The 24,722-nt window shown below is 72.9% G+C and carries 23 protein-coding genes; 12 read left to right on the top strand and 11 right to left on the bottom strand.

Going from position 1 to position 24,722, the window contains the following annotated elements:
• Positions 1–211: 211 nt before the first annotated feature.
• Complete coding sequence (locus IEZ19_RS23930; protein WP_189313333.1) at positions 212–3,379, bottom strand: sacsin N-terminal ATP-binding-like domain-containing protein; 3,168 nt, start codon at positions 3,377–3,379, stop codon at positions 212–214.
• Between the two features lie 248 nt (positions 3,380–3,627).
• On the opposite strand from IEZ19_RS23930, the gene IEZ19_RS23925 reads away from it, so the two are divergent.
• A complete protein-coding gene (locus IEZ19_RS23925) occupies positions 3,628–4,245 on the top strand; it encodes a DUF4232 domain-containing protein (protein ID WP_189313332.1) in 618 nt (205 codons plus the stop codon).
• Positions 4,246–4,384: 139 nt separating this feature from the next.
• Here IEZ19_RS23925 and IEZ19_RS23920 read toward each other — a convergent pair whose 3' ends face one another.
• Positions 4,385–5,311 (bottom strand): DUF3027 domain-containing protein, encoded by a 927-nt coding sequence (locus tag IEZ19_RS23920; RefSeq protein WP_189313331.1) that lies wholly within the window; start codon positions 5,309–5,311, stop codon positions 4,385–4,387.
• A 288-nt stretch (positions 5,312–5,599) separates the two neighbouring features.
• Between IEZ19_RS23920 and IEZ19_RS23915 the strand changes: the two genes are divergently transcribed.
• The 4 genes from IEZ19_RS23915 to IEZ19_RS23900 all read left to right on the top strand — a co-directional run bounded on the left by IEZ19_RS23915 (position 5,600) and on the right by IEZ19_RS23900 (position 9,117).
• Positions 5,600–7,024 (top strand): MFS transporter, encoded by a 1,425-nt coding sequence (locus IEZ19_RS23915; protein ID WP_189313330.1) that lies wholly within the window; start codon positions 5,600–5,602, stop codon positions 7,022–7,024.
• Between the two features lie 62 nt (positions 7,025–7,086).
• Positions 7,087–7,557 (top strand): DUF2771 domain-containing protein, encoded by a 471-nt coding sequence (locus IEZ19_RS23910; RefSeq protein WP_189313329.1) that lies wholly within the window; start codon positions 7,087–7,089, stop codon positions 7,555–7,557.
• Between the two features lie 23 nt (positions 7,558–7,580).
• Positions 7,581–8,279, top strand: a complete 699-nt coding sequence (locus IEZ19_RS23905) for a futalosine hydrolase (RefSeq protein ID WP_189313328.1) — start codon at positions 7,581–7,583, stop codon at positions 8,277–8,279.
• Positions 8,269–9,117, top strand: coding sequence for a 1,4-dihydroxy-6-naphtoate synthase (locus IEZ19_RS23900; RefSeq protein WP_189313327.1), 849 nt, complete (start codon positions 8,269–8,271; stop codon positions 9,115–9,117). The genes IEZ19_RS23905 and IEZ19_RS23900 overlap by 11 nt, the downstream gene beginning before the upstream one ends.
• Positions 9,118–9,121: 4 nt before the next feature.
• Here IEZ19_RS23900 and IEZ19_RS53115 read toward each other — a convergent pair whose 3' ends face one another.
• Positions 9,122–9,505 (bottom strand): cold-shock protein, encoded by a 384-nt coding sequence (locus tag IEZ19_RS53115; protein WP_189313326.1) that lies wholly within the window; start codon positions 9,503–9,505, stop codon positions 9,122–9,124.
• Positions 9,506–9,656: 151 nt separating this feature from the next.
• Between IEZ19_RS53115 and IEZ19_RS23890 the strand changes: the two genes are divergently transcribed.
• Positions 9,657–9,905, top strand: coding sequence for a hypothetical protein (locus IEZ19_RS23890; RefSeq protein ID WP_189313325.1), 249 nt, complete (start codon positions 9,657–9,659; stop codon positions 9,903–9,905).
• Here the strand turns inward: IEZ19_RS23890 and IEZ19_RS23885 are convergent.
• Both IEZ19_RS23885 and IEZ19_RS23880 read right to left on the bottom strand, forming a co-directional pair.
• Positions 9,884–10,516 (bottom strand): HAD family hydrolase, encoded by a 633-nt coding sequence (locus IEZ19_RS23885; RefSeq protein WP_189313324.1) that lies wholly within the window; start codon positions 10,514–10,516, stop codon positions 9,884–9,886. The two genes, IEZ19_RS23890 and IEZ19_RS23885, sit on opposite strands and share 22 nt — an antisense overlap.
• Positions 10,517–10,594: 78 nt before the next feature.
• Complete coding sequence (locus IEZ19_RS23880) at positions 10,595–11,563, bottom strand: hypothetical protein (protein ID WP_189313323.1); 969 nt, start codon at positions 11,561–11,563, stop codon at positions 10,595–10,597.
• 145 nt (positions 11,564–11,708) lie between these two features.
• Between IEZ19_RS23880 and IEZ19_RS23875 the strand changes: the two genes are divergently transcribed.
• Complete coding sequence (locus IEZ19_RS23875; RefSeq protein WP_189313322.1) at positions 11,709–14,243, top strand: helicase C-terminal domain-containing protein; 2,535 nt, start codon at positions 11,709–11,711, stop codon at positions 14,241–14,243.
• A 73-nt stretch (positions 14,244–14,316) separates the two neighbouring features.
• Complete coding sequence (locus IEZ19_RS23870; RefSeq protein WP_189313321.1) at positions 14,317–15,960, top strand: DNA repair helicase XPB; 1,644 nt, start codon at positions 14,317–14,319, stop codon at positions 15,958–15,960.
• Positions 15,961–15,974: 14 nt separating this feature from the next.
• Here IEZ19_RS23870 and IEZ19_RS23865 read toward each other — a convergent pair whose 3' ends face one another.
• Positions 15,975–17,147: a glycosyltransferase 87 family protein gene (locus IEZ19_RS23865; protein ID WP_229840665.1), complete on the bottom strand. Its 1,173-nt coding sequence runs from the start codon at positions 17,145–17,147 to the stop codon at positions 15,975–15,977.
• Positions 17,148–17,165: 18 nt separating this feature from the next.
• Positions 17,166–17,348, bottom strand: coding sequence for a hypothetical protein (locus tag IEZ19_RS23860; RefSeq protein ID WP_189313320.1), 183 nt, complete (start codon positions 17,346–17,348; stop codon positions 17,166–17,168).
• Between the two features lie 283 nt (positions 17,349–17,631).
• Here IEZ19_RS23860 and IEZ19_RS23855 point away from each other — a divergent pair, with 283 nt between their 5' ends.
• A complete protein-coding gene (locus tag IEZ19_RS23855; RefSeq protein WP_189313319.1) occupies positions 17,632–19,674 on the top strand; it encodes a HelD family protein in 2,043 nt (680 codons plus the stop codon).
• 15 nt (positions 19,675–19,689) lie between these two features.
• Here the strand turns inward: IEZ19_RS23855 and IEZ19_RS23850 are convergent, their stop codons facing one another.
• Both IEZ19_RS23850 and IEZ19_RS23845 read right to left on the bottom strand, forming a co-directional pair.
• On the bottom strand, positions 19,690–20,391 hold the full coding sequence (locus IEZ19_RS23850; protein WP_189313318.1) for a copper homeostasis protein CutC: 702 nt from the start codon (positions 20,389–20,391) through the stop codon (positions 19,690–19,692).
• 106 nt (positions 20,392–20,497) lie between these two features.
• Positions 20,498–21,166, bottom strand: coding sequence for a maleylpyruvate isomerase family mycothiol-dependent enzyme (locus IEZ19_RS23845; RefSeq protein ID WP_189313317.1), 669 nt, complete (start codon positions 21,164–21,166; stop codon positions 20,498–20,500).
• Positions 21,167–21,212: 46 nt separating this feature from the next.
• Between IEZ19_RS23845 and IEZ19_RS23840 the strand changes: the two genes are divergently transcribed.
• Both IEZ19_RS23840 and IEZ19_RS23835 read left to right on the top strand, forming a co-directional pair.
• Positions 21,213–21,875, top strand: coding sequence for an HD domain-containing protein (locus IEZ19_RS23840; RefSeq protein WP_189313316.1), 663 nt, complete (start codon positions 21,213–21,215; stop codon positions 21,873–21,875).
• Positions 21,876–21,885: 10 nt separating this feature from the next.
• Positions 21,886–22,992 carry a GNAT family N-acetyltransferase gene (locus IEZ19_RS23835; RefSeq protein ID WP_189313315.1) on the top strand — a complete coding sequence of 369 codons (1,107 nt, stop codon included), beginning with the start codon at positions 21,886–21,888 and terminating at the stop codon, positions 22,990–22,992.
• Positions 22,993–23,026: 34 nt separating this feature from the next.
• On the opposite strand, the gene IEZ19_RS23830 is transcribed toward IEZ19_RS23835, so the two are convergent.
• Both IEZ19_RS23830 and IEZ19_RS23825 read right to left on the bottom strand, forming a co-directional pair.
• Positions 23,027–23,302, bottom strand: a complete 276-nt coding sequence (locus tag IEZ19_RS23830) for a DUF4031 domain-containing protein (protein ID WP_189313314.1) — start codon at positions 23,300–23,302, stop codon at positions 23,027–23,029.
• A 10-nt stretch (positions 23,303–23,312) separates the two neighbouring features.
• Positions 23,313–23,693, bottom strand: coding sequence for a DUF8819 family protein (locus IEZ19_RS23825; protein ID WP_189313313.1), 381 nt, complete (start codon positions 23,691–23,693; stop codon positions 23,313–23,315).
• 55 nt (positions 23,694–23,748) lie between these two features.
• On the opposite strand from IEZ19_RS23825, the gene IEZ19_RS23820 reads away from it, so the two are divergent.
• Complete coding sequence (locus tag IEZ19_RS23820; RefSeq protein WP_189313312.1) at positions 23,749–24,687, top strand: MurR/RpiR family transcriptional regulator; 939 nt, start codon at positions 23,749–23,751, stop codon at positions 24,685–24,687.
• Positions 24,688–24,722 lie beyond the last annotated feature (35 nt).

The raw sequence follows: 24,722 nt of genomic DNA, 5'->3' as shown, positions 1-24,722 counted from the left end.
GCTACGGCTCGCCGCCTCCGAGGCCCACGTGATCGTGGAGTCTGTTGACTCAGGTGATCAGATCCGCGGCAAGTGGCGATCGTTGTAGGGAAGTTGAAGAATTCATGTGCGCGCCATCCAGGTTACGGGTGAGGAAACCGTCCCGGTACGGAAGGTCTCCGCACCGGGGCGGTCGTGGGCCCGGCCGAGTCGGATCGGCCGCGCCGGCGGCTCAGTCGAACCAGCGGTCGCGGGCCAGTTCCTCCGTGCGGGACGGGTCCTCCAGGAGAGCGGCCACCTCGAAGCGGCGGGGCCACTGGCCGGCCGCCCAGGCGAGACCCGCGGCGACGCCCTCGAGGGTGGCCGCGTGCAGGACGCCGTCCGCCGTCAGGCGCCAGTCGATCTCGACGCCGTCGACGACGAGTTCCTCGTGCTCGACGTAGGTGTCCGGGGTGCGCGGGCCGAGCAGGACCCGCACCGAGTCGGGTACGTCGTGCTCGGTGCCCTCGGAGTCCACCGACCCCGTGACCGACTCGCTCAGTCGCCGGACCTGGAACAGCTCGGCCAACTCGGCGGCTCGCGACGGCCGTACCGGCAGGAGGGGGACGCCCGAGGTGAAGGGCAGCAGGTCGGGCGAGTCGACGACGACCGCGTCCGCCGCGTCGACCACCTCGACCCGCCCGTCGACGACGGCCCGCAGCTCGTCGGGCAGGGTCACCTGCTCGGGATCGAGGTCGGCCAACGCACCGTACAGACCGTGGAGTTGCGCGGGCCCGACCGGGCGCTCCGAGTCCGCCAGACGGTCGAGGAGTTCGGCGGCGCCGCCCGGTTCGCCGAGCAGCGCGGCCACCGAGGTGCGCACACCGAGGGCGCGCAGCACCTGTTCGTCGTCGAATCCGGTGGCGTCGGCCTCGTCGTACAGGCCGCGCAGGAGCGGGTCGCCGCCCGCCGCCAGCAGACCCGCCGGGCGCCGGCCGTCGAGCACCGGGTGCCCGCGCAACCACCAGGCGGTGTACGGCCGTACGACCTCGTGGGTGCCGTCCGGGAGCAGGATCCGCACGGGCTGGGTGAGCGCGTCGCGCAGGGGCGGGCGGGCGAGCAGGGCGAGGGCCTGCAGCCAGTGGTCGTCGTCGACGAGGTCGAGGTCGCGCACGGCGACGAGTTCGGTCGCCACCGGCGGGACGGGGCTGTCCGGGAAGCGGTCGAGGATGTCCTCGCACCACACGTCCACCGCGTCGAGCAGACCCGCGTCGTCGGGTTCGGCGAAGTCGCCTTCGCGCGGCTCCAGTTCGTCGGGGTCGAGGACGACGTCCGTGGCGCGGACCAGGGCGAAGTCGGCGAGGACACCGCAGGCGGCCAGCGGCTGCTCGCCCCACTTCGCGGCCAACTCGGCTTCCACGGCGGCAAGTTCTCCCTCCCGGATGACCTGGGCGAAGGGGCTGCCGGGGAAGACGAGCTCACCGGCGGGGGCGAGTTCGCCGTCCTCGTCGGGCAGGGCGAGCGCGCCGAGCCAGGGTTCGTCGCCGGGTTCGAGGCCCGCGTCGCGCACCAGGGCGAGCACGGTGTCGGCCAACTCCTCGGCGCCCAGGGCGTCTTCCTCCCAGGCCACCGCGCCCTCGTCGTCGAGGGAGGCAGCGACGGCGGCGCGCACCTGCGGGGTGGTGAGCACGGCCCGCGGGGTCGCGGGCAGGGCGCCCAGCTTCTCCAGGAGCGGATGGGCGGCGTCGGGGTGGGCGACCTTGAGACCGAGCCGGGCGAGGACCTCCGGGGCGATGCGAGAGGTGTCCGAGGTGGGCAGGAGGACCTGGCGAGGCCCGATGGTCGTACGTCCTCCCCCGGAGCCGAAAGCCTGTGAGGTACCCCCGGCAAGCGGCACAGGCAGTCCGGAGAGCCGGTCGGGGTCGACCCCGGCGAGGCTGTCGTAGAGCCGGTACCACCAGTCCGGGTCCTTCTCCAGTCCGGCCAGCCGGTCGATCGCGTCCGCGAGCGGGAGGCGGGCGACGCCCAGGGTGCGCAGCTCGACGCGGCGCTCCAGACCGGCGGGCAGCAGGGTGGGCAGCACCTCGGCGAGGACGCGCACGGTGTCGCGGCCCGCGCCCTCGACGACCTCGGCGTCCCGCGGGCGCAGCGCCTCGGGCAGATCGTCGGCGCCGTCCGCCCCGGGCTCGGCGGCCGGGGGCAGGAACGCGGTGCGCGGCAGCCGGTCGAGGATCGCCTGGCGCAACGCCCCGTCCAGCTCGCCCTTGCCGAGCGGACCGGGCACGAGACCGATCACGCCGTCGGTCACCGGCCGCCAGCCGGCGAGGAGTTCGGCGTATGCGTCGGCCGCCCGCTGCACCAGGAAGTCGGTGAGCGGACCGGGCGCGGCGTGCCGCCGGGTGGTGTCCAACGGGAACGAGGCGATGAGCAGGGCGGGCACACCGAGGGGCTCGTCGCTGGGGGTGGGCGCGTGCACGACGGGGGCGGTGCGGGGCGGTGCCGGCCGCTGCTCCTGGTCGACGGGCACGGCCCAGGTGACCGACCAGTGGGGCCGCAGCCGCTCCTCCACGGGCCGGTCGGCGAGGAGGTCGGGGGTGAGCGGGCCGTGCACGGAGGCGGTACGCCAGCGGGTGGTGCCGTCGCGCGAGTCCTCGACGACGGTGATGCCTCCGTCCGTGTGGCGCCGGAGGGTCCGCACTCCGTCGGTCTCGATCACGACCTCTTCCAGGCCGGGCAGGGCGAGGAGGAGGGCGTCGTCGACGCTGTCGAGGAGGCGTTCGGCGAGGTCGGTGGCGGCGGTGTCGCGCAGCGGGAGGATGACGACCGTGTCGTACGGGTCGGGGGCGGTGCCCTCGGCGGCGAACGGGAGGCGCAGGAGCGGTACGTGTCCGTCGCGGCGGCGGATCTCGTCGCCCAGGCCGGGGCTGCGGGTGGCGGTGTCCTCGGCCAGCTGGCGGGCCTCGGCGAGGGACCAGCGGACACCGCCGTGCCGGCCGACGACCGCGGGTTCGTCCGTGACCGAGAGTACGGCGGCGAAGCCGACCCCGAAGCGGCCGACGGTGCCGTGGGCGTCCTGGCCGTCCTCGGCGTCCCGCTTCGCGGAGGCGCGCAGGGTGGCGAGGGACTCGACACCGGCCGCGTCCAGCGGGGCGCCGGTGTTGGCCGCGAACAGGACGCCGTCGCGGAGGGTGAGCCTCAGACGACCGGGCGTACGGGCGCGGGCGGCGGCGTCGGCGGCGTTCTGGGCGAGCTCCACGACGAGGCGGTCGCGGTAGCCGCCGAGGACCAGGTCCTCCTCGGCGTTGGCGTCCTCGCGGAAGCGGGCGGGGCTGGTGGCCCAGGCGTCGAGGACGCCACGGCGGAGCCGGGCCGTGCCGAAGGGATCGGCACCCTCGGGTGCCGGCCGCACGAACTTGCTCACGTTCCCTCTCCTCGTCGACGTGAGGACGAAGGTACCTCCTGGCGGGCTCGGCTGCGGCATGCGGCCGCGGGCGGGCGGGGCCGGGGCGAGGGTCGCTCGTAACAGCCGTGTCTTACGTGTACCGGGCGTGTATTGGCCCGCGGCGGGACGGAACGAAGCCCGCAGCACGGTTGTCTCGTTGGTCAGTGTCAGCCAGTGATCAGCACGACCCGCTCGGACCGGGCGGTCGGCAACTCCGAAGGGGTCCCATGCGCGTTCAGAATCTCTCCCTCCTCGCCATCGCCGTCGTCGCGGGCCTTTCGCTCACCGCGTGCGACGGGAACGGCGGGAACGACGCCTCGGGCGCCGTGAAGGACTCCCCGTCCCCGGTCCGGACCTCCACGGCGCAGGGCTCCAACTCCCAGGCGTCCGGCTCCCAGGCGTCCGGCTCCCGGGCGCCCGACTCCGAGGGCTCCGCCTCCCAGGCTTCCGGTGGCGGTGCCTGCCAGACGTCCCAGCTGGCCTTCAGCACCTCCCCCGGGATGGGCGAGGGGACGCTCATCGTGAACCTCGAGAACACCGGGTCGGCCGTCTGCACGCTCAAGGGCTTCCCCGGTGCCGACCTGCAGAGCAAGGACGGCACCGTGAGCGCGGCCCGCAGCGCCCTCACCCCGCCGAGCGTCGGCGTCAAGCCCGGCGAGGAGACCCGCTTCACCCTGCACTACCCGCCGAACAGCTCGGGCGGCACGGGCGTGACATTCACCAGCCTCGTGGTGACCCCGCCCGACGAGACCCACTCCCACACCCTGCCGGTGAGGATCAACGTCCCGGTCACCGACGGCTCGGGACAGCAGATCACGGTGGACCCGGTGGGCACCGGAAAGTAGCCTTGACCGTCCTGGCATGCCTGAGCCTCGAACTCAGCGACGGGGACGGTGCCAGGCAGTTCGTCGCCCGAGGCGTGACGGTGCCCGAGGAGTGCGCGACCGAACTCGGGGCGGGCTCGGACGGACGCTTCCGCCGCGGCTACGAGTGGCCGAGCTCCGCCGTCTCCTCGTCCCCCGTGACCGTCACCGACCCAGAGTCCGGTGCCGGGCGCAGGGGGAAGGGGTCGATCCGGGTCTCGTCGATCACCGGCGCTGCCGGCTGGGGCGGCTTCGGCATGATCGCCGCCTCCGAGTGGCCGCCGCAGCCGTACGACAGCGACACCACGCGGCCGTCGGCCGGCGAGAACTCGTTCGCGCACACCCCGAAGGCCTGGCCGAGCGAGCCGCCCAGCGGGAGCAGGAAGCCGCAACTCACACAGGCCGCAGGAGCCGCCTGGGCCATCGGCGTCTTGTGGCCGAACGCGTCCTCCCAGCGGTCGGCGGCGACATGCAGGCCGTACCGGGACAGGACCCGGGCGCGGCGCATGCCCAGTTCCTCGGCCACCGCGGCGATCGAGCCCCGGGTGGGTGCGGACGGCAGCGCGGCCGGGGGTCCCGCGGTGACCTCCGCGTCCTCCGCCTCGACCAGTTCCGCCATGTCCTCCGACACCGGGGAGTTGGGGGCGGGAACGTCGTCGCCGGAGTAGCCGGGCTCCAGGCGCAGGTCCTCGGCCTCGGTGGGCAGCAGGTCGCCCGGGCCCATGTCGCCGGGGCGCAGGCGCTCGCTCCACGGCACCCACTCCGGCGCGAGCAGCGCGTCCGGGCCGGGGAGCAGGACGACCTCGTCCAGCGTGACCACCTTGGCGCGGGAGGCGCGGGCGACCGTCACGGCCCAGCGCCAGCCGCGGTACCCGAGCTCCTTGCACTCGAAGTAGTGCGTGACAACGCGGTCGCCCTCGGAGACCAGTCCGGAGTGCTCGCCGACCACACCGGGCGCGGCGGCCTCCTCGGCTGCGGCGCGGGCGAGGTCGATCGCCTCGGCGCACAGGCGGTCGGGGGTGCGGCTTCGCGTTGTCGCTGCGCTCACAGGTATCGCTTCTCTCCTACGCCGTCTCACGGATACGCGTGCCTTGGGCGGTGGGGCGGACGGAGCGGACCCTTGGACCGCATCGACGTTCGCACCCGTTCGCACGGGGGGCGTACCTCTCCATCCATTCTGCGGGATGGCTGGGATATGCACGCTACCTGTTCACCGGCGCTCGGCCTACACCGACGGTCCTTTCGCCGCTGCGCGGCGTCGTTTCCCGTCCGGCCACCCGACTGGCTCGGCCCCAAAGTGCTCTACGAACAGCTTTCTCAGGGCACTATGAACGTCGTGGCAGCCGCGAGGTCGTCCCAGGGCGCCGCCGGGGTCGGTGGGGTCAGGGGGAGCAGTCGAGGTGGCGGTGCGGGCCGAGTGGGTGGTGCCGTCCGCGCGGTCGGGCGTGCCCTGCACTCCCCCTTCACCGGTACCGCCCGCGGCATCCGCAAGGCCACGCACGCGCACGGCGCCGGCGAGTCGGGCCTCGGCAAGCTGATCGAGCTGCACGCCGTGAACGGCGCCGGGGACGTCATGGTCACCGTCGCCCTCGCCTCCACCGTCTTCTTCTCGGTCCCGACGGACGAGGCCCGTGGCCGGGTCGCGCTGTATCTCGCCATCACCATGGCCCCGTTCACGGTCCTGGCGCCCGTGATCGGCCCGCTCCTCGACCGTCTGCCGCACGGCCGCCGCGCCGCGATGGCCGGCGCGATGCTCGCCCGCGCCCTGCTCGCGCTGATCATCTCGGGGGCCGTGGCCAGCGGGAGTCTGGAGCTCTATCCGGCCGCGCTCGGTGTTCTGGTGGCGTCGAAGGCGTACGGGGTCGTACGGAGCGCCGTCGTGCCTCGCTTGCTGCCGCCCCGGTTCTCCCTGGTGAAGGCGAACTCCCGGGTGACCCTCGCCGGGCTGCTGGCCACCGGCGTCGCCGCGCCCGTCGCCGCGGGGCTGCACGCGATCGGCGCGCCCTGGCCGCTCTACGGCGCCTTCGTGATCTTCGTCGCGGGTACGTTCCTGTCGTTCTCCCTGCCGCCGAAGGTCGACTCCGCCAAGGGCGAGGGCACCGCCCTGCTGGCCGCCGACGAGGAGCATCTGCACGGCCCGCGCCTCAAGCAGCTGAAGCGTCCGGCGCTGCGCACGGTCGGTACGGCCGTCACGCACGCCCTCGGCGCCAACGCCTGTCTGCGCTGTCTGTCCGGCTTCCTGATCTTCTTCCTCGCCTTCCTGCTGCGCGAGCACCCGCTGACCGGCGAGAGCGCGGCCGTGTCACTGGGGATCGTCGGCGTCTCGGCGGGCGCGGGCAACGCGCTCGGTACGGCGGTCGGGGCCTGGCTCAGGTCACGGGCGCCCGAGATCATCATCGTGACCGTGGTCGCGGTGGCGCTGGGCACGACCATCGTCGCGGCGATGTTCTTCAGCGCGTTCCTGGTGGCGGGTCTGGCCGCGGTCGCCGGGTTCGCGCAGGCGCTGGCCAAGCTGTCGCTGGACGCGCTGATCCAGCGGGACGTGCCGGAACTGGTGCGCACCTCGGCGTTCGCACGCTCGGAGACGCTGCTGCAGATGGCATGGGTGTTCGGCGGCGCGGTCGGCATCGTGATGCCGCTCAACGGCACGCTCGGCCTGTCGGTGGCCGCCGCGATCGTGGCCACCGGCTGGCTGACCACCCTGCGCGGACTGCTGGCCTCGGCACGCCACGGGGGCAGGCCGGGACCGCGAGTGGCGTAACGAACCGGGCACGCCGCACCCCACGTGGGGAGTCTGTGCCAGGCGCCCGATAGCCTTCGGCCATGACCATGCAATCCGCTCCGCGACGCCGCCGCGCCGTCGCCGCCGCCGGCGCCGTTTCCGCCGGACTGCTCGTCCTGTCGGCCTGCGAAAAGCCGACCCCGACCGCGACGATCACGGTCGGTACGAGTTCGGTCAGCTCCGAAGCCAGTTGCTACAACGACGGCAACGCCCTGGACACGGCCGCCCTCGCCGAGTGCCTCAAGAACACCGACATCAAGTCGATCAAGGTCGACCCGGACGAGACCGTCCGCTTCGGCGTCGACCCGTCCATCGCGGACAGCTCCTGGACGATCCTGCTGAACGGTCAGCCGCTCACCGACTCCAGCACGAAGACGTACCGCACGATCCCGGGCAGCGTGTTCTTCAACGCGCAGTACGGCGCGCAGGGCAACACGACCACGGTCTCCATCAAGGAGGGCGACAAGACGGTCAAGGGCCTGTGGTCCTTCAAGCTGAAGAAGGACGCCTGATCACGTCCGCTCCGCATGTCCTGGTGGCCACCGCGGTCCCCGCAGAGCGGGACGCGGTGGCCCGGGCGTTCCCCGGCACGACGAAAGAGGTACGGCTGCCTGGGGTGACGCTCCACCGCGTCGACAGCAGCGGGTACGACCTCCTCGCCGCCGGTGTCGGCCCCGCCCTCGCCGCCGCCTCCACCGCCGCCGCCCTCACCGCCGCGGCCCTGGCCGGAGCCCCTTACGGCCTCGTCGTCTCCGCCGGGATCGCCGGTGGTTTCCGGCCGGGCGCGCCCGTCGGATCGCTCGTCGTCGCCGACGAGATCACCGCGGCCGATCTGGGCGCCGAGACCGCCGACGGCTTCCTCCCGGTCACCGAGCTGGGCTTCGGGGCCGTCAGTCACCGTCCGCCGGAATCACTCGTACGAGCCGCGTCCGCGGCCACCGGGGCGCGCGCCGGGGCCGTACTGACCGTGTCCACCGTGACGGGGACCGCCACCCGCGCCGACGCGCTGCGCGACCGCCACCCGCGTGCCCTCGCCGAGGCCATGGAGGGCTTCGGGGTGGCCGAGGCGGCCGGCGCGCACGGTGTGCCGGTCCTGGAGATCCGCGCCGTGTCCAATCCCGTCGGCCCGCGCGACCGCGCGGCCTGGCGCATCGGCGACGCCCTCGCGGCCCTCACCGAGGGCTTCGGGAAGCTCGCGCCCGTACTGGAGAGTTGGAACCCACATGACGACTGAGCCCCTGAGGATCGCGTATTCCCCCTGCCCGAACGACACCTTCGTCTTCGAGGCCCTCGCCCACGGCCGCGTCCCCGGCGCGCCCGCGCTGGACGTGACGTTCGCCGACATCGACATCACCAACGGCATGGCCGAGCGCGGTGAGTTCGACGTGCTGAAGGTGTCGTACGCGGTGCTGCCTTACGTCCTCGACGAGTACGCGCTGCTGCCGTGCGGCGGCGCGCTGGGCCGGGGCTGCGGGCCGCTGGTGCTCACGCGGGAGGCGGACGCCGATCTCACCGGCCGCACGGTCGCGGTGCCCAGCGAGAAGTCGACCGCCTATCTGCTGTTCCGGCTGTGGGCCGCGGACACGGTGCCGGGCGGCGTGGGCGAGATCGTGGTCATGCCGTTCCACGAGATCATGCCGGCCGTGCGGGACGGGAAGGTCGACGCGGGACTCGTCATCCACGAGGCGCGCTTCACGTACCAGAACTACGGGCTGCACAAGCTCGCCGACATGGGCGAGCACTGGGAGAGCACGACCGGGCTGCCGATCCCGCTGGGCGCGATCATCGCCAAGCGGTCGCTGGGCGAGGAGACGCTGACACGGCTCGCCGAGTCGGTGCGCGCGTCGGTGCACGCCGCCTGGGACGACCCCGAGGCCTCCCGCCCCTACGTCATGGAGCACGCCCAGGAGATGGACCCGGCCGTCGCGGACCAGCACATCGGGCTGTACGTCAACGAGTTCACGTCGGGCCTCGGCGAGGACGGTTACGCGGCGGTCCGCGGGCTGCTCACACGCGCGGCGGCCGAGGGGCTGCTGCCGCCCCTCGGCCCGGAGGCACTCGAATTCCCCTGACGGTTCAGACGTCCAACTGGTCGGCGACCGCCCGCAGCAGGCCGGCGATCTTCTTGCCGGAGGCCTTCTCGGGATAACGGCCCTTCTCCAGCATCGGCGTGATGTTCTCGAGAAGGGTCGTCAGGTCCTGCACGATGGAGGCAAGCTCGTCCGGCTTCTTGCGCTGCGCGGCGGCGACCGAGGGGGTCGGGTCGAGGATGACGACCGAGAGCGCCTGGTCACCGCGCTGGCCGGCGACCACCCCGAACTCCACGCGCTGTCCCGGCTTGAGCGAATCGACTCCGGCGGGGAGAACCGAGGAATGGACGAAGACGTCACCGCCGTCGTCACGGGAGAGAAAGCCGAAGCCCTTCTCAGTATTGAACCACTTGACCTTGCCGGTAGGCACGTCTGTCCTCGTCCTCGTCTTCGTCGGAAAACTGCTGGAAAATGGGCTAAGCGGGCTGACCGCGACCCGCCGGTACCAAGGCTAATGGTCTTCGGGCCGGTGACAAGACGTCACCCGGTTGTTCCTTCGCGCTGGGAACTACCCTGGTCCGGTGCGTGACAAAACCCAAACGAATTCCGCCGGGCCCGGTGACGGACTGATCCGCGCCGGTGCCGTGGTCTTCTTCATCGGCGCCGTGGCCACTCTCGTCACCGTGGCCCCGCTCTTCCTCGGTACGAAGCCTTTTCCGACGTACATGTTCGGCCTCAGCATGCTGATGGGCGTCGGCTTCCTCGTCGCCGGCGCGGGTGTGCTGCGGTCGATCGCGGCGCAGCGGCGTCAGGCGCGCGCCGCGCGGTAGGCGGTCAGCCAGCCGGGGAACGCGGACAGGTCGTCCAGGACGACGTCCGCGCCCGCGGCGTGCAGTTCCTCCGCGGCGCACGGGCCGGTGGCCACGGCGACGGACAGGGCACCGGCGGTCCGCGCGCCCCGGACGTCCCCCACATGGTCGCCGACGTACACGGCCGCGCCGTGCGCGCGCAGGGCCTCCGCCTTCTGCTCGGCCCACAGGTCGCCGATGACCGCGTCCGCGTCGATGCGCAGGTGGTCCAGGTGCAGCTTGGCGTTCGGCTCGTGCTTGGCGGTGACGACGATCGCCTGTCCCCCCGCCTCCCGCACCGCCGTGATCGCCTCCCGGGCGCCGGGCATGGCGAGCGTGCCGGTGATGGCGTACGACGGGTACATCGAGCGGTAAAGGTCGGCCATGGGCGCGATCCGCTCGGCCGGGAACCAGTGGACCAGTTCCTCCGTGAGCGGCGGCCCGAGCCGCGTGACCGCGAGGTCGGCGTCGATGTACGTCCCGGTCCGATCGGCCAGCGCCACATAGGTCGCGTGGATGCCGGGCCGGGAGTCGATCAGGGTCATGTCGAGGTCGAAGCCGACGGTCAGCGCGGGAGAAGTCATATGGGCCATTGTGCCCAGGGGTACGGCGACCAGGCAGGACGGGGCTGTGACCTCGACGGCTCCCGGGTCCGGCCGGGGCCGACCCGGCTACCTCCGTCGTTGCGAGCGCCAGACCAGGAACAGGGCCGAGCCCGCCGCCGCGCCGCGGACCACCCAGGGCCAGGTCTCCGTGAGCGCCGCGTTCATCCGGCCCTCGGCGATGGGGTCGCCCCAGCGGCCGTCGATGCGGCCCCACAGCCAGACGACGCCGGCCGTGAGGGCGAGGCCGGGCATGCCCAGGACGGCCCACTTGGTCTCGGCCGGCGTGAGGCGACGGGAGCCGTAGGCGATGAGCCAGCCGAGGATCAGCGCGAACCAGTTGCCGAGGACCGCGCCGGCGACGAGTGCGGCTGCGGCGAGCAGCAGCAGGGGGTTGGTCCAGCGGGTGGCGGGCCTGGGAAGGAAGAGCCGGCGACGGGGCGCGGCGGGCTCGGCCGCGGCGGGCTCGGGGGTCGCGGGCGCCGCCTCGGCCGGCGGTTCCTTCTCGAGCGGTTCCCGTTCCTTCGGCGGCGGCTTGAGCAGCTCCGGGATCTCCACGCCGCCGACGAAGCCGGGTACTGCGTCACCGGCGTCGAAGGGGCTGCCGTCCACCCGCCACCAGTCGGGCTGCACAGCGGGACCGCCGAGTTCGTGCTCGCCTGCGAGATGCGGTGGGGCGGGGGCGTCCGTCGGCGGCGCGGGTTCGGCCGGGCGCGGCTTCGGTACGACCCGGCGCAGGCCCTTCGGCCGTGACTCGGGCGGTGGGGGCTGTGCGGGTACGGCGGCGGACGGCGGCTGTGGCACACCGGCGCCCGCGCCCGCGGCGGTGACGACCTCGTCCGGGGTGCCGAGGCGCTCCAGGATGCGGCGGACGGCGGCTGGAGAGTCGACGGTGACCTCGGCGCGGCTGCGGTCGATCTCGTTGCGCAGCTCCGACACCAGCCGCATCCGCACGGCCGACGGCAACTGCCGCTGCTGCGCGACGTCGCCGACGCGGCTCAGATACTCGTAGACAACCTGGTCACTCTCGATACCCACGAAGTCCCTCCGGGGGTGTGGCCGTTGAACTCCGGCTGCGACGGTATCGCGTGAGCGCCGACAGCCGACGTCAGCACCGACGGAGGGTGCACCACAAGCAGCCCGCACGTCGTCCGTCGAGCCGCCGGAGGCTACCGTTGGGCAGATGAGCACCGCGGACCGGCCCCGCTCCCTCGCCGAAGCGCTCCGTGCCAGGGACGAAGCCTCCCTGGCCGCGCTGCTGCGCAGCCGCCCCGACCTCATCACCCCCGTCCCCACCGACCTCACGCAGCTGGCCACCCGCGCGGGCACCCGCGCCTCGGTGCTGCGCGCGCTGGAGCGGCTGGACCGGTTCGCGCTGCAGACGGCGGAGGCGCTGGCGGTGGCGGCGGATCCGGCGACGTACGAGGAGCTGCTGCGGCTCATGGCGGGAGACGGCGGTGACGCGGCCGTTTCCGCCGCCCTGCCGCACGCCCTCGGCACGCTGCGCGAGCAGGCCCTGGTGTGGGGCGGCGACGACCGGCTGCGGCTGGTGCGCACCGCCCGCGAGGTGCTCGCGCCCACGCCGCAGCATCCCTCCCCGACGGGCCTGGGCCCGACGGTGCAGGAGGCGACCGCGGGCATGTCGCCGGGCCGCGTCCAGGAGATCGTCACCGCCGCCGGGCTCCCCTCCACGCACGACCCGGTCTCCGCCGCCGCCGCGCTCACGGCCCTGTTCACGGACCGCAAGCGGATGGCCGTACTGCTCGACGGGGCTTCCGAGGAGTCCCGCGAGGTGCTGGACCGGCTGGTGTGGGGTCCTCCGTACGGGCAGGTCACCGCCGACCCCGCGCCCCGTCTGCGCTGGCTCCTGGACCGCGGTCTGCTGCTGCCGACGGCGCCCGGGACGGTCGTACTCCCCCGCGAGGTCGCCCTGCATCTGCGCGAGGGCCGCGCCCACCGCACGACCGAGGCCGTACCGCCGCCGGTCGAACCTGCCGCCACACACGCCCCGCAGATCGTGGACGCCACGGCGGCCGGCCAGGCCTACACCGCTCTGGCGACCGTCGAGGAGCTGCTGAAGGACTGGGACGAGGGCGGGCCTTCGGTGCTGCGGGCGGGCGGGCTCAGCGTGCGGGACCTGAAGCGGACGGCGGTCGCCCTCGACGTGCCCGAGCCGGTCGCCGCGTTCTGGGTGGAACTGGCCTACGCGGCGGGGCTGCTGGCCTCCGACGGCGAGGCCGACGAGCGGTACGCGGCGACCCCGGCCTACGACGAGTGGCTGGAGCAGCCCCCGGCCGAGCGCTGGGCTCGGCTCGCCGAGGCGTGGCTGACGGCGACCCGTACGCCGGGGCTGGTCGGCGGGCGGGACGCGAAGGACCGTGCGCTGTCGGCGCTGGGCCCCGGCCTGGACCGCTCGGCGGCGCCGGAGGTACGGCACCGGGCGCTGAGCCTGCTGGCCACGCTGCCGGAGGGCGCCGCCCCGGACCCCGGCTCGGTCCTGGCCCGGCTGCGCTGGGAGCGCCCGCTGCGCGGCCCCCAGCAGGACGACGACCTGCGCTCCCGGCTGGCCCGCTGGACGCTGTCCGAGGCGGAGCAGCTCGGGGTGACCGGCCGGGGCGCCCTGTCGGTGCAGGGCCGGGCCCTGCTGGGAGCGCCGGCCCCGGTACCCGCTCCGAGCGCCGAGTCCCGTGCTCCCTCCGGCCCTGGCGACAAGCTGCCCGCCCACCACCATCACCGTCCGCACACGCCCCTGCTGCCCCTCTCGCCGCCGGAGCAGGCTGTCGCCTCCGCCTCGGCTGCGCGGCTGCTGGCGCCGTTGCTGCCCGAGCCCCTGGACCACGTGCTGCTGCAGGCCGACCTGACGGCGGTGGCGCCGGGTCCGCTGGAGCGGCCGCTGGCCGACATGCTGGGCGTGCTGGCAGACGTGGAGTCGAAGGGTGGCGCGACGGTCTACCGGTTCACGCCCGCCTCCGTACGCCGCGCCCTGGACGCCGGCCGCAGCGCCTCCGACCTGCACGCCTTCCTCGTGGCGCACGCCCGCACCCCGGTTCCGCAGCCGCTGGCGTATCTGATCGACGACGTGGCGCGCCGGCACGGCCATCTGCGCGTGGGCGCGGCCTCGGCGTACGTCCGCTGCGACGACGACGCCCTCCTGAACGAGATCCTCGCCGACAAGCGGGCCGCCGCCCTGCGCCTGCGGCGCCTCGCGCCGACCGTGGTGGCCACGCAGGCCGACCCGGCGACCCTGCTGGAGGGACTGCGCGCGATGGGGTTCGCCCCGGCCGCCGAGTCGGCGGAGGGCGACGTGCTGATCACCCGCGCCCTCGCGCACCGCACCCCGCCCCGCACGGCACCCGAGCCGGTCCCGGACGGCCCGCCGACGCCGGACGCGACCCTGCTGTCGGCCGCGATCCGGGCGATCCGCGCGGGCGACCTGGCCGCCACGGCCCCGCGCAAGCCCGCCGGTGTCCCGGCGGGCGGCGGCGACCTGCCCCGCACCAGCTCCGCCGAGACCCTCGCCACCATGCAGGCCGCGGTGCTGACCGGGGAGGCCCTGTGGATCGGGTACGTCAACGCCGAGGGCTCGGCGAGCCAGCGCGTCATCGCCCCGATCCGCGTCGAGGGCGGCTTCGTGACGGCGTACGACCACACCGCTGACGAGGTGCGCACGTACCCGCTGCACAGGGTCACGGGAGTCGCCGAGCTCGCGGACGACTGACCGTGATCACCCGGCCGTAGGGCACACTGGACGTTTGGCCGATGACAATGGCCGTACGGAAAGGGTGCCGCGCGTGAATGGTCCGCTGATCGTCCAGTCCGACAAGACCCTGCTCCTCGAGGTCGACCACGAGCGGGCGGACGACTGCCGTCGCGCCATCGCGCCGTTCGCCGAGCTGGAGCGGGCGCCGGAGCACATCCACACCTACCGGGTGACGCCGCTCGGCCTGTGGAACGCGCGTGCCGCCGGACACGACGCCGAGCAGGTCGTCGACGCGCTGGTGCAGTACAGCCGGTATCCGGTGCCGCACGCGCTGCTGGTCGACATCGCCGAGACGATGGACCGTTACGGACGGCTGACCCTGTCCAAGCACCCGGCCCACGGGCTGGTCCTGACCACCACGGACCGGCCGGTCCTCGAGGAGATCCTGCGCTCGAAGCGGATCATCCCGCTGGTCGGCACGCGGATCGACCCGGACACGGTCGTCGTGCACCCCTCCGAGCGCGGGCAGATCAAGCAGGTGCTGCTCAAGCTGGGCTGGCCGGCCGAGGACCTCGCCGGGTACGTGGACGGCGAGGCGCATCCGATCGAACTGGCCGAGGACGGATGGGCGCTGCGGCCGTACCAGAAGCAGGCCGTGGAGAACTTCTGGCACGGCGGCAGCGGTGTCGTCGTGCTGCCGTGCGGCGCGGGCAAGACGCTGGTCGGCGCCGGGTCCATGGCGCAGGCCAAGTCGACGACCCTGATCCTCGTCACCAACACGGTCTCGGCGCGGCAGTGGAAGCACGAGCTGGTGAAGCGGACCTCGCTGACCGAGGACGAGATCGGCGAGTACAGCGGTACGCGGAAGGAGGTCCGGCCGGTCACCATCGCGACGTACCAGGTGCTGACGACGAAGCGGAAGGGCGTCTATCCGCACCTCGAACTCTTCGACTCCCGTGACTGGGGCCTGATCGTCTACGACGAGGTGCATCTGCTCCCGGCGCCCGTCTTCAAGTTCACGGCCGACCTGCAGGCGCGTCGCCGCCTGGGCCTGACGGCGACGCTGGTGCGCGAGGACGGCCGCGAGTCGGACGTGTTCTCGCTGATCGGCCCGAAGCGGTTCGACGCGCCCTGGAAGGAGATCGAGGCGCAGGGTTACATCGCGCCCGCCGACTGCGTCGAGGTCCGCGTGAACCTGACCGACTCCGAGCGGCTGGCGTACGCGACGGCCGAGACGGAGGAGAAGTACCGCTTCTGCGCCACGACGGCGACGAAGCGCAAGGTCACGGAGGCGCTGGTCCGCCGCTTCGAGGGCCAGCAGATCCTGGTGATCGGCCAGTACATCGACCAGCTGGACGAGTTGGGCGAGCACCTCGACGCGCCCGTCATCAAGGGCGAGACGTCCAACGCGCAGCGCGAGAAGCTGTTCGACGCGTTCCGCGAGGGCGAGATCAGCGTGCTGGTGGTGTCGAAGGTCGCGAACTTCTCCATCGACCTGCCGGAGGCCACGGTCGCCATCCAGGTGTCGGGCACGTTCGGCTCCCGCCAGGAGGAGGCACAGCGCCTCGGCCGGGTCCTCCGCCCGAAGGCCGACGGCCACCAGGCCCACTTCTACTCGGTGGTGGCCCGGGACACCATCGACCAGGACTTCGCGGCCCACCGCCAGCGCTTCCTGGCTGAACAGGGCTACGCGTACCGGATCGTGGACGCGGACGAGATCCTCGCGGAGAGCTGAGCCGGGGGCCGTCGTCAGTGCCGGCCTCCCACACCGGTGACCGGCACACCCACGGAGGCGTCCTCGGGCATTCCGGTGACCGAGCGGGCGTGCAGGGCCGCCGTGGTGAGCAGGGCCAGGGCGTAGATCGGGTACGGGGACGCCAACGGCTGTTGCCACCACGGGAAGTGGAGGTCTCGGTCGCCCTCGTGCGGCAGGAGCCACATCGTGCGGGCCGTGAACAGGGCCGCCGTCAGCGCCGCGAGGCGCATGTGACCGTCCGCCAGGAGGACGGCGAGCAGGGGGACGCACCACACCCAGTGGTGGGACCAGCTGATCGGTGAGACGAGGAGGGCGGTGGCGGCCGTCACCAGGATGCCGTGACGGTCGTCCTTCGTGTGTACCGCCAGCCACAGCCCGCCCGCCGCGATCGCCGCCGCCGGGAGTGCCCAGGCAACGCCGGGTGCCGGGTCGCGCAACGCCCTTGCGACCAGGCCCTGGAGGGACTGGTTGTCGATGATCCAGGCCTTGCCGACCCGGCCGGTCTCGTAGAGCCGTCGGGTCCAGAAGTCGGCGCTGGCCGACGGGAGCAGTACGGCTCCCAGGGCCGTCGTCGCGGCGCACGTCGCCATGGCCGTACCCGCCTCCCGGCGGCGGCCCGTCAGGAAGAGGTACACGACGAAGACGACCGGGGTGAGCTTGATCCCCGCCGCCACGCCCAGGGCCACGCCCCGGCCGCGGGCACCCGGTCGCCGGGTGAGGTCCCACAGGACCAGGCAGGCGACGGCCAGGTTGATCTGGCCGAAGAGGAGCGTCTGGAAGACCGGTTCGAGCCAGAGCGCGAGCGCGGTGGCTGTGCACAGGAGGGGTGCTCGGACCGTGCGGCCCGCGAGGCGGGCGGAGAGGGTGGTGAATGCGGCCAGCAGGAGCGCGTTGCCCGCCAGGAACGTCGCTTTGAGGACCGGGACGGGGATCCATGTCGTCGGGACGAACAGGACCGCCGCGAAGGGCGGATACGTTGCCGGGAGCCGCCACTCGGTGACCGTGAAGCCGTACAGATCACCGCCGTGGACGACGGCTTCGCCCTCGGCCCGGTAGACCAGCACGTCGACCATCGGGACGGGTTGCAGGAAACAGAGGGCCGCCAACGAGGAGAAGGACAGGAGAAGGAGAGAGAGGACAACTGGGGTCACCGTCCGTTTTGCCACGGACGTGAACCTATGTGATTACTTTCGGCGTACGCCCGCCTCCTCGCCGTACTCGCCGAGGATGACGACACCGAACGCCGCCTCCGCGAACACCTTCAGGGCCCGCAGGGCGTCGCCCAGGCGGTGCCGACGGACGGTTTCGTCGATGGCCGTCGCGCCCGTGGGGCGGGCGGGGACCGGATGGATGGTTGCTGCGCTCATGTCTCCATGGTCGCTCCAGGGACATAAGGGCGGCATCGGTCTCCAGGGGCAATCTCCGGCATCTCTCCGTCCACCCGTGGAGGGACCCGCGCCCCTGTGCCGGGGAGACGCGTCCCCTAGGGGACGGGGAGCAAGCGGCACGAAACAGTCCGCGGGAAAACGATTGGCCCCCGGCCCCCGCCCTCACTAAAATCTCCGCTCTTGCCCGCCTCCCTCACGGAGTGCAGCCGACCGGACGGAAACCGGCCGGCCCCACAGTCACGGAAGATCAGGAGGCCCTCCCTTGTCCGCGCCCGCCGACAACCCCCTCTCCCGAGAGCGTTCCCACCTCGCCTCCTCCCGCTCCGCCCTGCGCGCCATGCGCGAGGACGTCGAGTCGCTCGACATCAGCGACGTCACCGCGAACTGGGTGAACGCCGAAGTCCTCGCCCGCCAGATCGAGGAGCGCATCAAGGCGCTGGCCGACCTCAGCGACACCCCCCTGTTCTTCGGCCGCCTCGACTATCTGCACGCACCCGGCGCCGAGCAGGCGGAGGGCGCGGAGGGCGAGCGCTTCTACATCGGGCGGCGGCATGTGCACGACGCGGACGGCGACCCGATGGTCATCGACTGGCGCGCGCCCGTCTCGCAGCCGTTCTACCGGGCCTCCAAGAAGGACCCGATGGACATCGCGCTGCGCCGCCGCTTCGGCTACACCGGCGGCGACCTCACGGCGTACGAGGACGAGCACCTTTCCGACCCGGCCGAGGCGGCCCGCACCAGCAAGCTGCTCCAGCAGGAGATCGAGCGCCCGCGCGTCGGCCCGATGCGTGACATCGTCGCCACCATCCAGCCCGAGCAGGACGAGATCGTACGGTCCGGGCTGTCGGGCACCGTGTGTGTGCAGGGAGGCCCCGGTACCGGGAAGACCGCTGTCGGCCTGCACCGGGTCGCCTATCTCCTGTACGCCCACCGCGAGCGACTGGCCCGCACCGGCACGCTGGTGATCGGGCCGAACCGGTCGTTCCTGCACTACATCGAGCAGGTGCTGCCCGCGCTGGGCGAGCTTGCCGTGCGGCAGGCGACGGTCGGCGACCTGGTCGCGCGGGACGTCGAGGTGCGCGGCACGGACGACGCGGCCGCCGCGATCGTCAAGGGCGACGCGAGGATGGCGGAGGTGCTGCGCCGGGCCGTCCAGTCGCATGTGACCATGCCGACGGAGCCGGTCGTGGTCGTGCGCGGGTCACGGCGGTGGCGTGTTCCGGCGTACGAACTCGAGGAGATCGTGCGGGAGTTGCTGGCCCGGGAGATTCGGTACGGCGCCGCCCGCGAGGCCCTGCCGCAGCGCATCGCGCACGCGGTGCTGGTGCAGATGGAAAGGTCCGGGGAGGCGCCGGACGACCGGGTCCAGGACGCGGTGGCCCGGGGCAGCGCGGTGAAGGCGGCGGTCAAGGAGATCTGGCCGCCGGTCGACCCGGCGAAGCTGGTGCTGCGGCTGCTGACGGACGGCGACTTCCTCGCGATGCACGCGGACGGGATCCTCACCGAGGACGAGCAGAAGACGATCCTGTGGGCGAAGCCGGTGCGCAGCGTGAAGTCGGCCAAGTGGTCGGCGGCGGACGCGGTGCTGATCGACGAGGCGACGGACCTGGTCCAGCGCACGCACTCCCTCGGGCACGTCGTCCTGGACGAGGCGCAGGACCTCTCGCCGATGCAGTACCGGGCCGTCGGCCGCCGCTGCACCACCGGCAGCGCGACGGTCCTCGGCGACCTGGCACAGGGCACCACGCCGTGGGCGACCCGGAGCTGGGGCGAGGCGCTGGCCCACCTGGGCAAGAGCGACGGCGTGATCGAGGAGCTGACGGCCGGTTTCCGTGTCCCGACGGACGTCATCACGTACGCCTCCCGGCTGCTCCCGCACATCGCGCCGGGCCTCGCGCCGGTCGCGTCGGTCCGCGAGAACCCGGGCTTCTTCGAGGTCCGGCACGTCAGTGATCCGGCTGAACTGGTCGGCGCCTGCGAGGAGTTGCTGCGCAATGAGGGGTCGACGGGCCTGATCGCCGCGGACGCCCGGATCCCGGCGCTGTCCGAGGCGCTCGCCTCGGCGGGGGTCACGTACCTGTCCCCCGGCGAGGAGACCACCCGCGACACCCGCCTGACCCTGGTCCCGGCCTCCCTCGCCAAGGGCCTGGAGTACGACTACGTCGTCCTGGACGAACCACAGGCGGTGGTCGACGGCGAGCCGGACGAACGGACGGGACTGCGACGGCTGTACGTTGCCCTGACCCGAGCGGTGTCGGGGCTGATCGTGACGCATACGGCGCCGTTGCCGGAGCAGTTGGCCTGAGACCGCGGCGGCGGGTCACCCCTCGTCCAGCACCCGCCGCCACTCCCGCACGGCCGCCGCGGACACCGGCCCCGCCCAGCCCTGGGGCCGGGCCGCGCCTCCGATGTGGAACGCGTCGATCCCGGCGTCCCGAAGGGTCGGCACATGCTCCAGCCGCAGCCCGCCGCCCACGAGGATCGTCGGCTCGTACCCCGGCTCTCCGTCTCTCCGCGCCTCGGCGCACAGCGTGGCGAGACCGTCGTCCACACCGGCCGGTGACCCCGCGGTCAGGTAGTTGTCCAGCCCCGGCAGATCGGCCAGCTGCTTGCGCAGGGCGTCGCGGTCGGCGGCGCGGTCGATCGCACGGTGGAAGGTCCACCGGCAGCCGCCGAGCTCCGCGACGATCCGCTCCACCGTGTCCAGGTCGACCCCGCCGTCCGTGTCCAGGAACCCGAGCACGAACTGATCGGCGCCGGCCCCGCGCAGTTCCCGGGCCACCCGCACGAGCCGGTCCGCCCCGGCAGAGCCGCCCGCCGAGAACCCGTCCGAGAGCCGCAGCATCACGCGCAGGTCGATGTCGACGGCGGCACGGATCCCCGCGAAGGTCTCGGCCGACGGGGTCAGCCCGTCGGCCGCCATGTCGGTGACCAGCTCGAGGCGGTCCGCGCCTCCGGCCTGGGCGGCGACCGCGTCCTCGGCGCCGAGGGCGATCACCTCCAGGACTGCACGCGTGCTCATAGGACCCCTTCCGTCGGTGTTCCCTGGAGCGGCTACAGGTCTAGTCCAATATCAGGGTACGTCGGGAAGGCACGGCACCGCGAGATCACCCCCGTCATGGGGCTCGTCACCCGAAGATGTTCAGCCGTCCCGCCTCCGCTCCGACGAGTTCGTACACCGCCCCGTCGAGCGGTCGTCCCGAGTACAGCCGTACGAGTGTGGCGGCGTCGCCGATGAACCGCGCCGGCGTCCGCGTGCCGCTCGCCGCGCCGAGGAGCAGCGGCTCGTCGACATCGTCGAGGTCGGCATGCAGCGGCGGGTGCCCCTTCTCCCGGGTGGCACGGGCCAGCAGGGTGAGGGCGTACGGCAGACCGTCCCCGGTGTAGGCGCCGGGCTCGCCGAGAGCGTCCCGCACATCACCGGCGTGCACCCACTCGCCGAGCCCGATCAGATCGAGCACACCACCCGCCGCGGCGATCACCGGCCCGGCCTCGGTCATCCCGCGCTCCAGCTCGTCGACGACCTGCCCGTTGGACCACCCGGCCCGCTCGGCGATGTCCCGGTCGTTCGCCGCGGGCGAGAACACGTCCTTCTCGTACCGGCTCTCCACCACCCGCATCAACGCGGCGGAGCAGTGAGCGAGCACGTCCCGCACGGTCCACCCGGGACACGCGGCGGTCTCCCGCGCGAAATCAGCGTCGTCCCGCCCCCGCAACAGGGGCACCAACGCATCCCGCTCGACAGACAACAACCGCCCTGGCAGCTCTGGATCACGCACTTCATGCACGTCAGTCATGCGGCCCACGCTAGGGGCGCGGGCGCGCACGCGCGAGAATGAGGGCATGGTCGATCTCGACGCCCTGCGCAGCCGTTGGACCCGTGCCCTGGAAGGTGTGCGTGGGGATCGCGGTGGGGCCGATCCGTTGCCGTACGCCGAGAATCTGCTCGGCCGGTGGCAGGAGCCGCAGCGGCACTACCACACGCTCACGCATCTCACCGCCGTACTCGATCACGTCGACGTGCTGGAGGCCTACGCGGATGATCCGGACGTCGTTCGGCTCGCCGCCTGGTTCCACGACGCCGTCTATCTGCCCGACCGGTCCGAGAACGAGGAGCGGTCCGCGCGGCTTGCCGAGCGGGCGCTCGCCGAGGCCGGGGTCGGCGAGGCGAAGATCGCCGACGTCGCTCGGCTCGTACGGCTGACCGTCGGGCATGATCCCGCCGGCGACGACCGCGACGGTCAGGTTCTGTGCGACGCCGATCTCGCGATCCTCGCCGCGTCGCCGTCCGCGTACGCCGTCTACACCGCGGCCGTCCGCGAGGAGTACCACTTCGTGCCGAGCGACGCCTTCCGCTCCGGCCGCGCCGAGGTCCTGCGTCAACTCCTCGCCCTGCCACGGCTGTTCCACACTCCTTACGGCGCGGCCGAGTGGGAGGCTACGGCCCGCTACAACATGGAGTCCGAGCTGGAAATGCTGTCGCCTCCGGCCGGCCCGGCCACCTAGGGTGCCGCCCATGCGAACTCTGGGTGGGGATCAGGTGGACGAGGCCGTGGCGAGCTGTCTGGCGACGCTGCGCACGGCGGTGGACCGGGACTGGGAAGAGGTGAAGGCCGGGCGGGTGGAGTGGAGTTGCCACGCGGCGGCGTTCCACATCGCGGAGGACCTGATCGCGTACGCCGCCAATCTGGCCGGCCGCGCCCAGGACGCGTACGTCCCCTTCGACTTCACCCTCGACGACGGCACCGACAACACGGACCTGCTGCACGTCATCGAGACGACCGGCGCCCTGCTCGCCGCCACCGTCCGCACCACCCCGCGTGACGTCCGCGCCTTTCACCCGTACCCGTTCCGCAGCGCGGACCGCGAGGGCTTCGCCGCGATGGGCATCGCCGAAGTGCTGCTGCACACGCATGACATCGCCGAGGGCCTCGGGATCACCTACGCGCCCTCCGAGGAACTCACGGAAGCCGTCCTGGCCTGCATCTTTCCGCATGTCCAGCCCGGACCCGCCGCCTGGCCGACCCTGCTGTGGGCCACCGGCCGCGGCGAGCTTCCCGGCCGCGCCCCCGTCACCGAGTGGCGCTGGCACAACAACCTCGTCGTCCCCGCCGAACGCCTCACCCTCACCGGCGTGCGCCCCGGCGCGGCCCGTGATCTGCGCCTGGGCGGCGACGGTGGACTCGAGTGGATCGACGGCGGGCCCTACCAGGGCACGCGGGAGGCCGCCGGGATGACGGTCAAGGCGTACGAGGCGGGCGTCCTGCGACCCGAGTTCGGGCTGTTCGCGCTGGTCAGGCACGACGACGGCCGCGCGATCGGCGGCATCGGCTTCCACGGCGCCCCGGACGAGGAGGGCCGTGTCGAGATCGGGTACGACCTCGCCGAGGGCGCGCGTGGCCAGGGGTATGCCACGGAGGCGTTGCGCGCGCTGTCGGAATGGGCGCTGGCCCGCGAGGACGTGTCGGTGCTGTGCGCGGCGATCGAACCGGACAACCTGGCCTCACAGCGCGTGGTGTCCCGGGCGGGCTTCACCCCGGCGAGCGTGGCGGAGGAACGGACCGCTCACAAGGACCACAACGCGGCGGACGGCTCATTGCTCCTCTACGTCCGCCGCGCCTGACGAACGCCGCCGGCTTTCACCAGCCCCACCCGCCTCACGTCCGCCGCACCTGACGTCCTTTCGGTCTGCGCAGGCCCGCCTCGTGCAGGAGCCGTACCACCTCGCGGCTCCTGACCTCGACCGCGCCCGCCGCGACGGCGTCCGCGTACCGGTGTGACGGAATGTCGTAATGGTCGCGCTCGAAGGCCCGGCGGGGCAGGCCCAACGCGGCGGCGAAGCAGTGCAGTTCGTCGTACGACACGTCGCTCACCAGGTGCGACCACATCCGCCCGTGGCCGGGCCAGTCGGGCGGGTCGATGTACACGGTCACGGGCGGCGCCTCACGAGGAGACCCCGCCCACGGCCCGCCCCAGCGCCCCCACCGCCGCGACCTTCACACCCGCCTTGTGGCACACCCAGTGCGGATCGGGCCCGAGCTCCGGCTCGACGTCCAGCGCGTGCGGGTCCCCGGAACCGCAGACCGGGCACAGCGGCCAGCGGCCGTACCGCTCCAGCAGCGCGTCCTGGACGTCCTGCGCGACCAGACCGGCCACGAACTCGACTCCGTCCGGCCACTGCTCCACCCACCACCTGCGCTGGGCGACCGAGTCCTCGACCAGCGAGACGACATCCGCCTCGGCGACCTCGCCCGCGACCAGATCGGCGAGCACGAGGGCACGCGCGGCGTGCAACGCCTGTTCCAGTGGGGTAATGGGATCCATGGCCCCATTGTGCGTGGTCTTGACCCCGACACCGAGCCGAAAATATCTTTCATAGGTGACCCAGGACGTGAAGGAAATTTTCGGAGGCTCGGCCGGCGCCGGCAGCGCGCCGCCCGCACCGGCCGCCCTCGCCGCCAAGGTGCGCACGCTCGCGCCCTCCATGACGCGCTCCATGCAGCGCGTCGCCGAGGCCGTCGCGGGCGACCCGGCCGGCTGTGCCGCCCTGACGGTCACCGGCCTCGCCGAACTCACCGGCACCAGCGAGGCCACGGTCGTGCGGACCGCGCGCCTGCTCGGCTATCCGGGCTACCGCGATCTGCGCCTCGCCCTCGCGGGCCTGGCCGCGCAGCAGCAGTCGGGCCGCGCCCCCGCCATCACCACGGACATCGCGGTCGACGACCCGATCGCCGACGTGGTCGCCAAGCTGGCCTACGACGAACAGCAGACACTCGCCGACACGGCTGCCGGGCTCGACACCGCGCAGCTGGGCGCGGCCGTCGACGCGCTGGCCGCGGCGCGGCGGACCGACGTGTACGGGATGGCCGCGTCGGCGCTGGTCGCCCAGGACCTCACCCAGAAGCTGCTGCGCATAGGGCTGATAGCGCACGCGCACAGCGATCCGCACCTCGCCGTCACCAACGCCGTGCAGCTGCGCGCCGGGGACGTGGCGATCGCGATCACGCACTCCGGTTCGACGGGGGACGTCATCGAACCGCTGCGGGTCGCGTTCGAGCACGGGGCGACGACCATCGCCGTCACCGGCCGGCCGGACTCGCCGGTGACGCAGTACGCCGATCACGTGCTCACCACGTCCACCGCCCGGGAGAGCGAGCTGCGGCCCGCCGCGATGTCCTCGCGGACGAGTCAACTGCTCGTGGTGGACTGCCTGTTCGTGGGTGTGGCGCAGCGTACGTACGAGTCGGCCGCGCCCGCGCTGGCCGCGTCGTACGAGGCGCTGGCCCATCGCCACCGGAGTTCGCCGCGCAGCCAGTGAATCCGCAGGGAACCGCACGGAACCGCGTTGGAAAG

Source organism: Streptomyces brasiliensis (assembly GCF_014647875.1).
GTDB classification, from domain to species: domain Bacteria; phylum Actinomycetota; class Actinomycetes; order Streptomycetales; family Streptomycetaceae; genus Streptomyces; species Streptomyces brasiliensis.
Note: the sequence above shows the minus strand (reverse complement) of the source record. Positions and strands in the feature narration are given on the sequence as shown.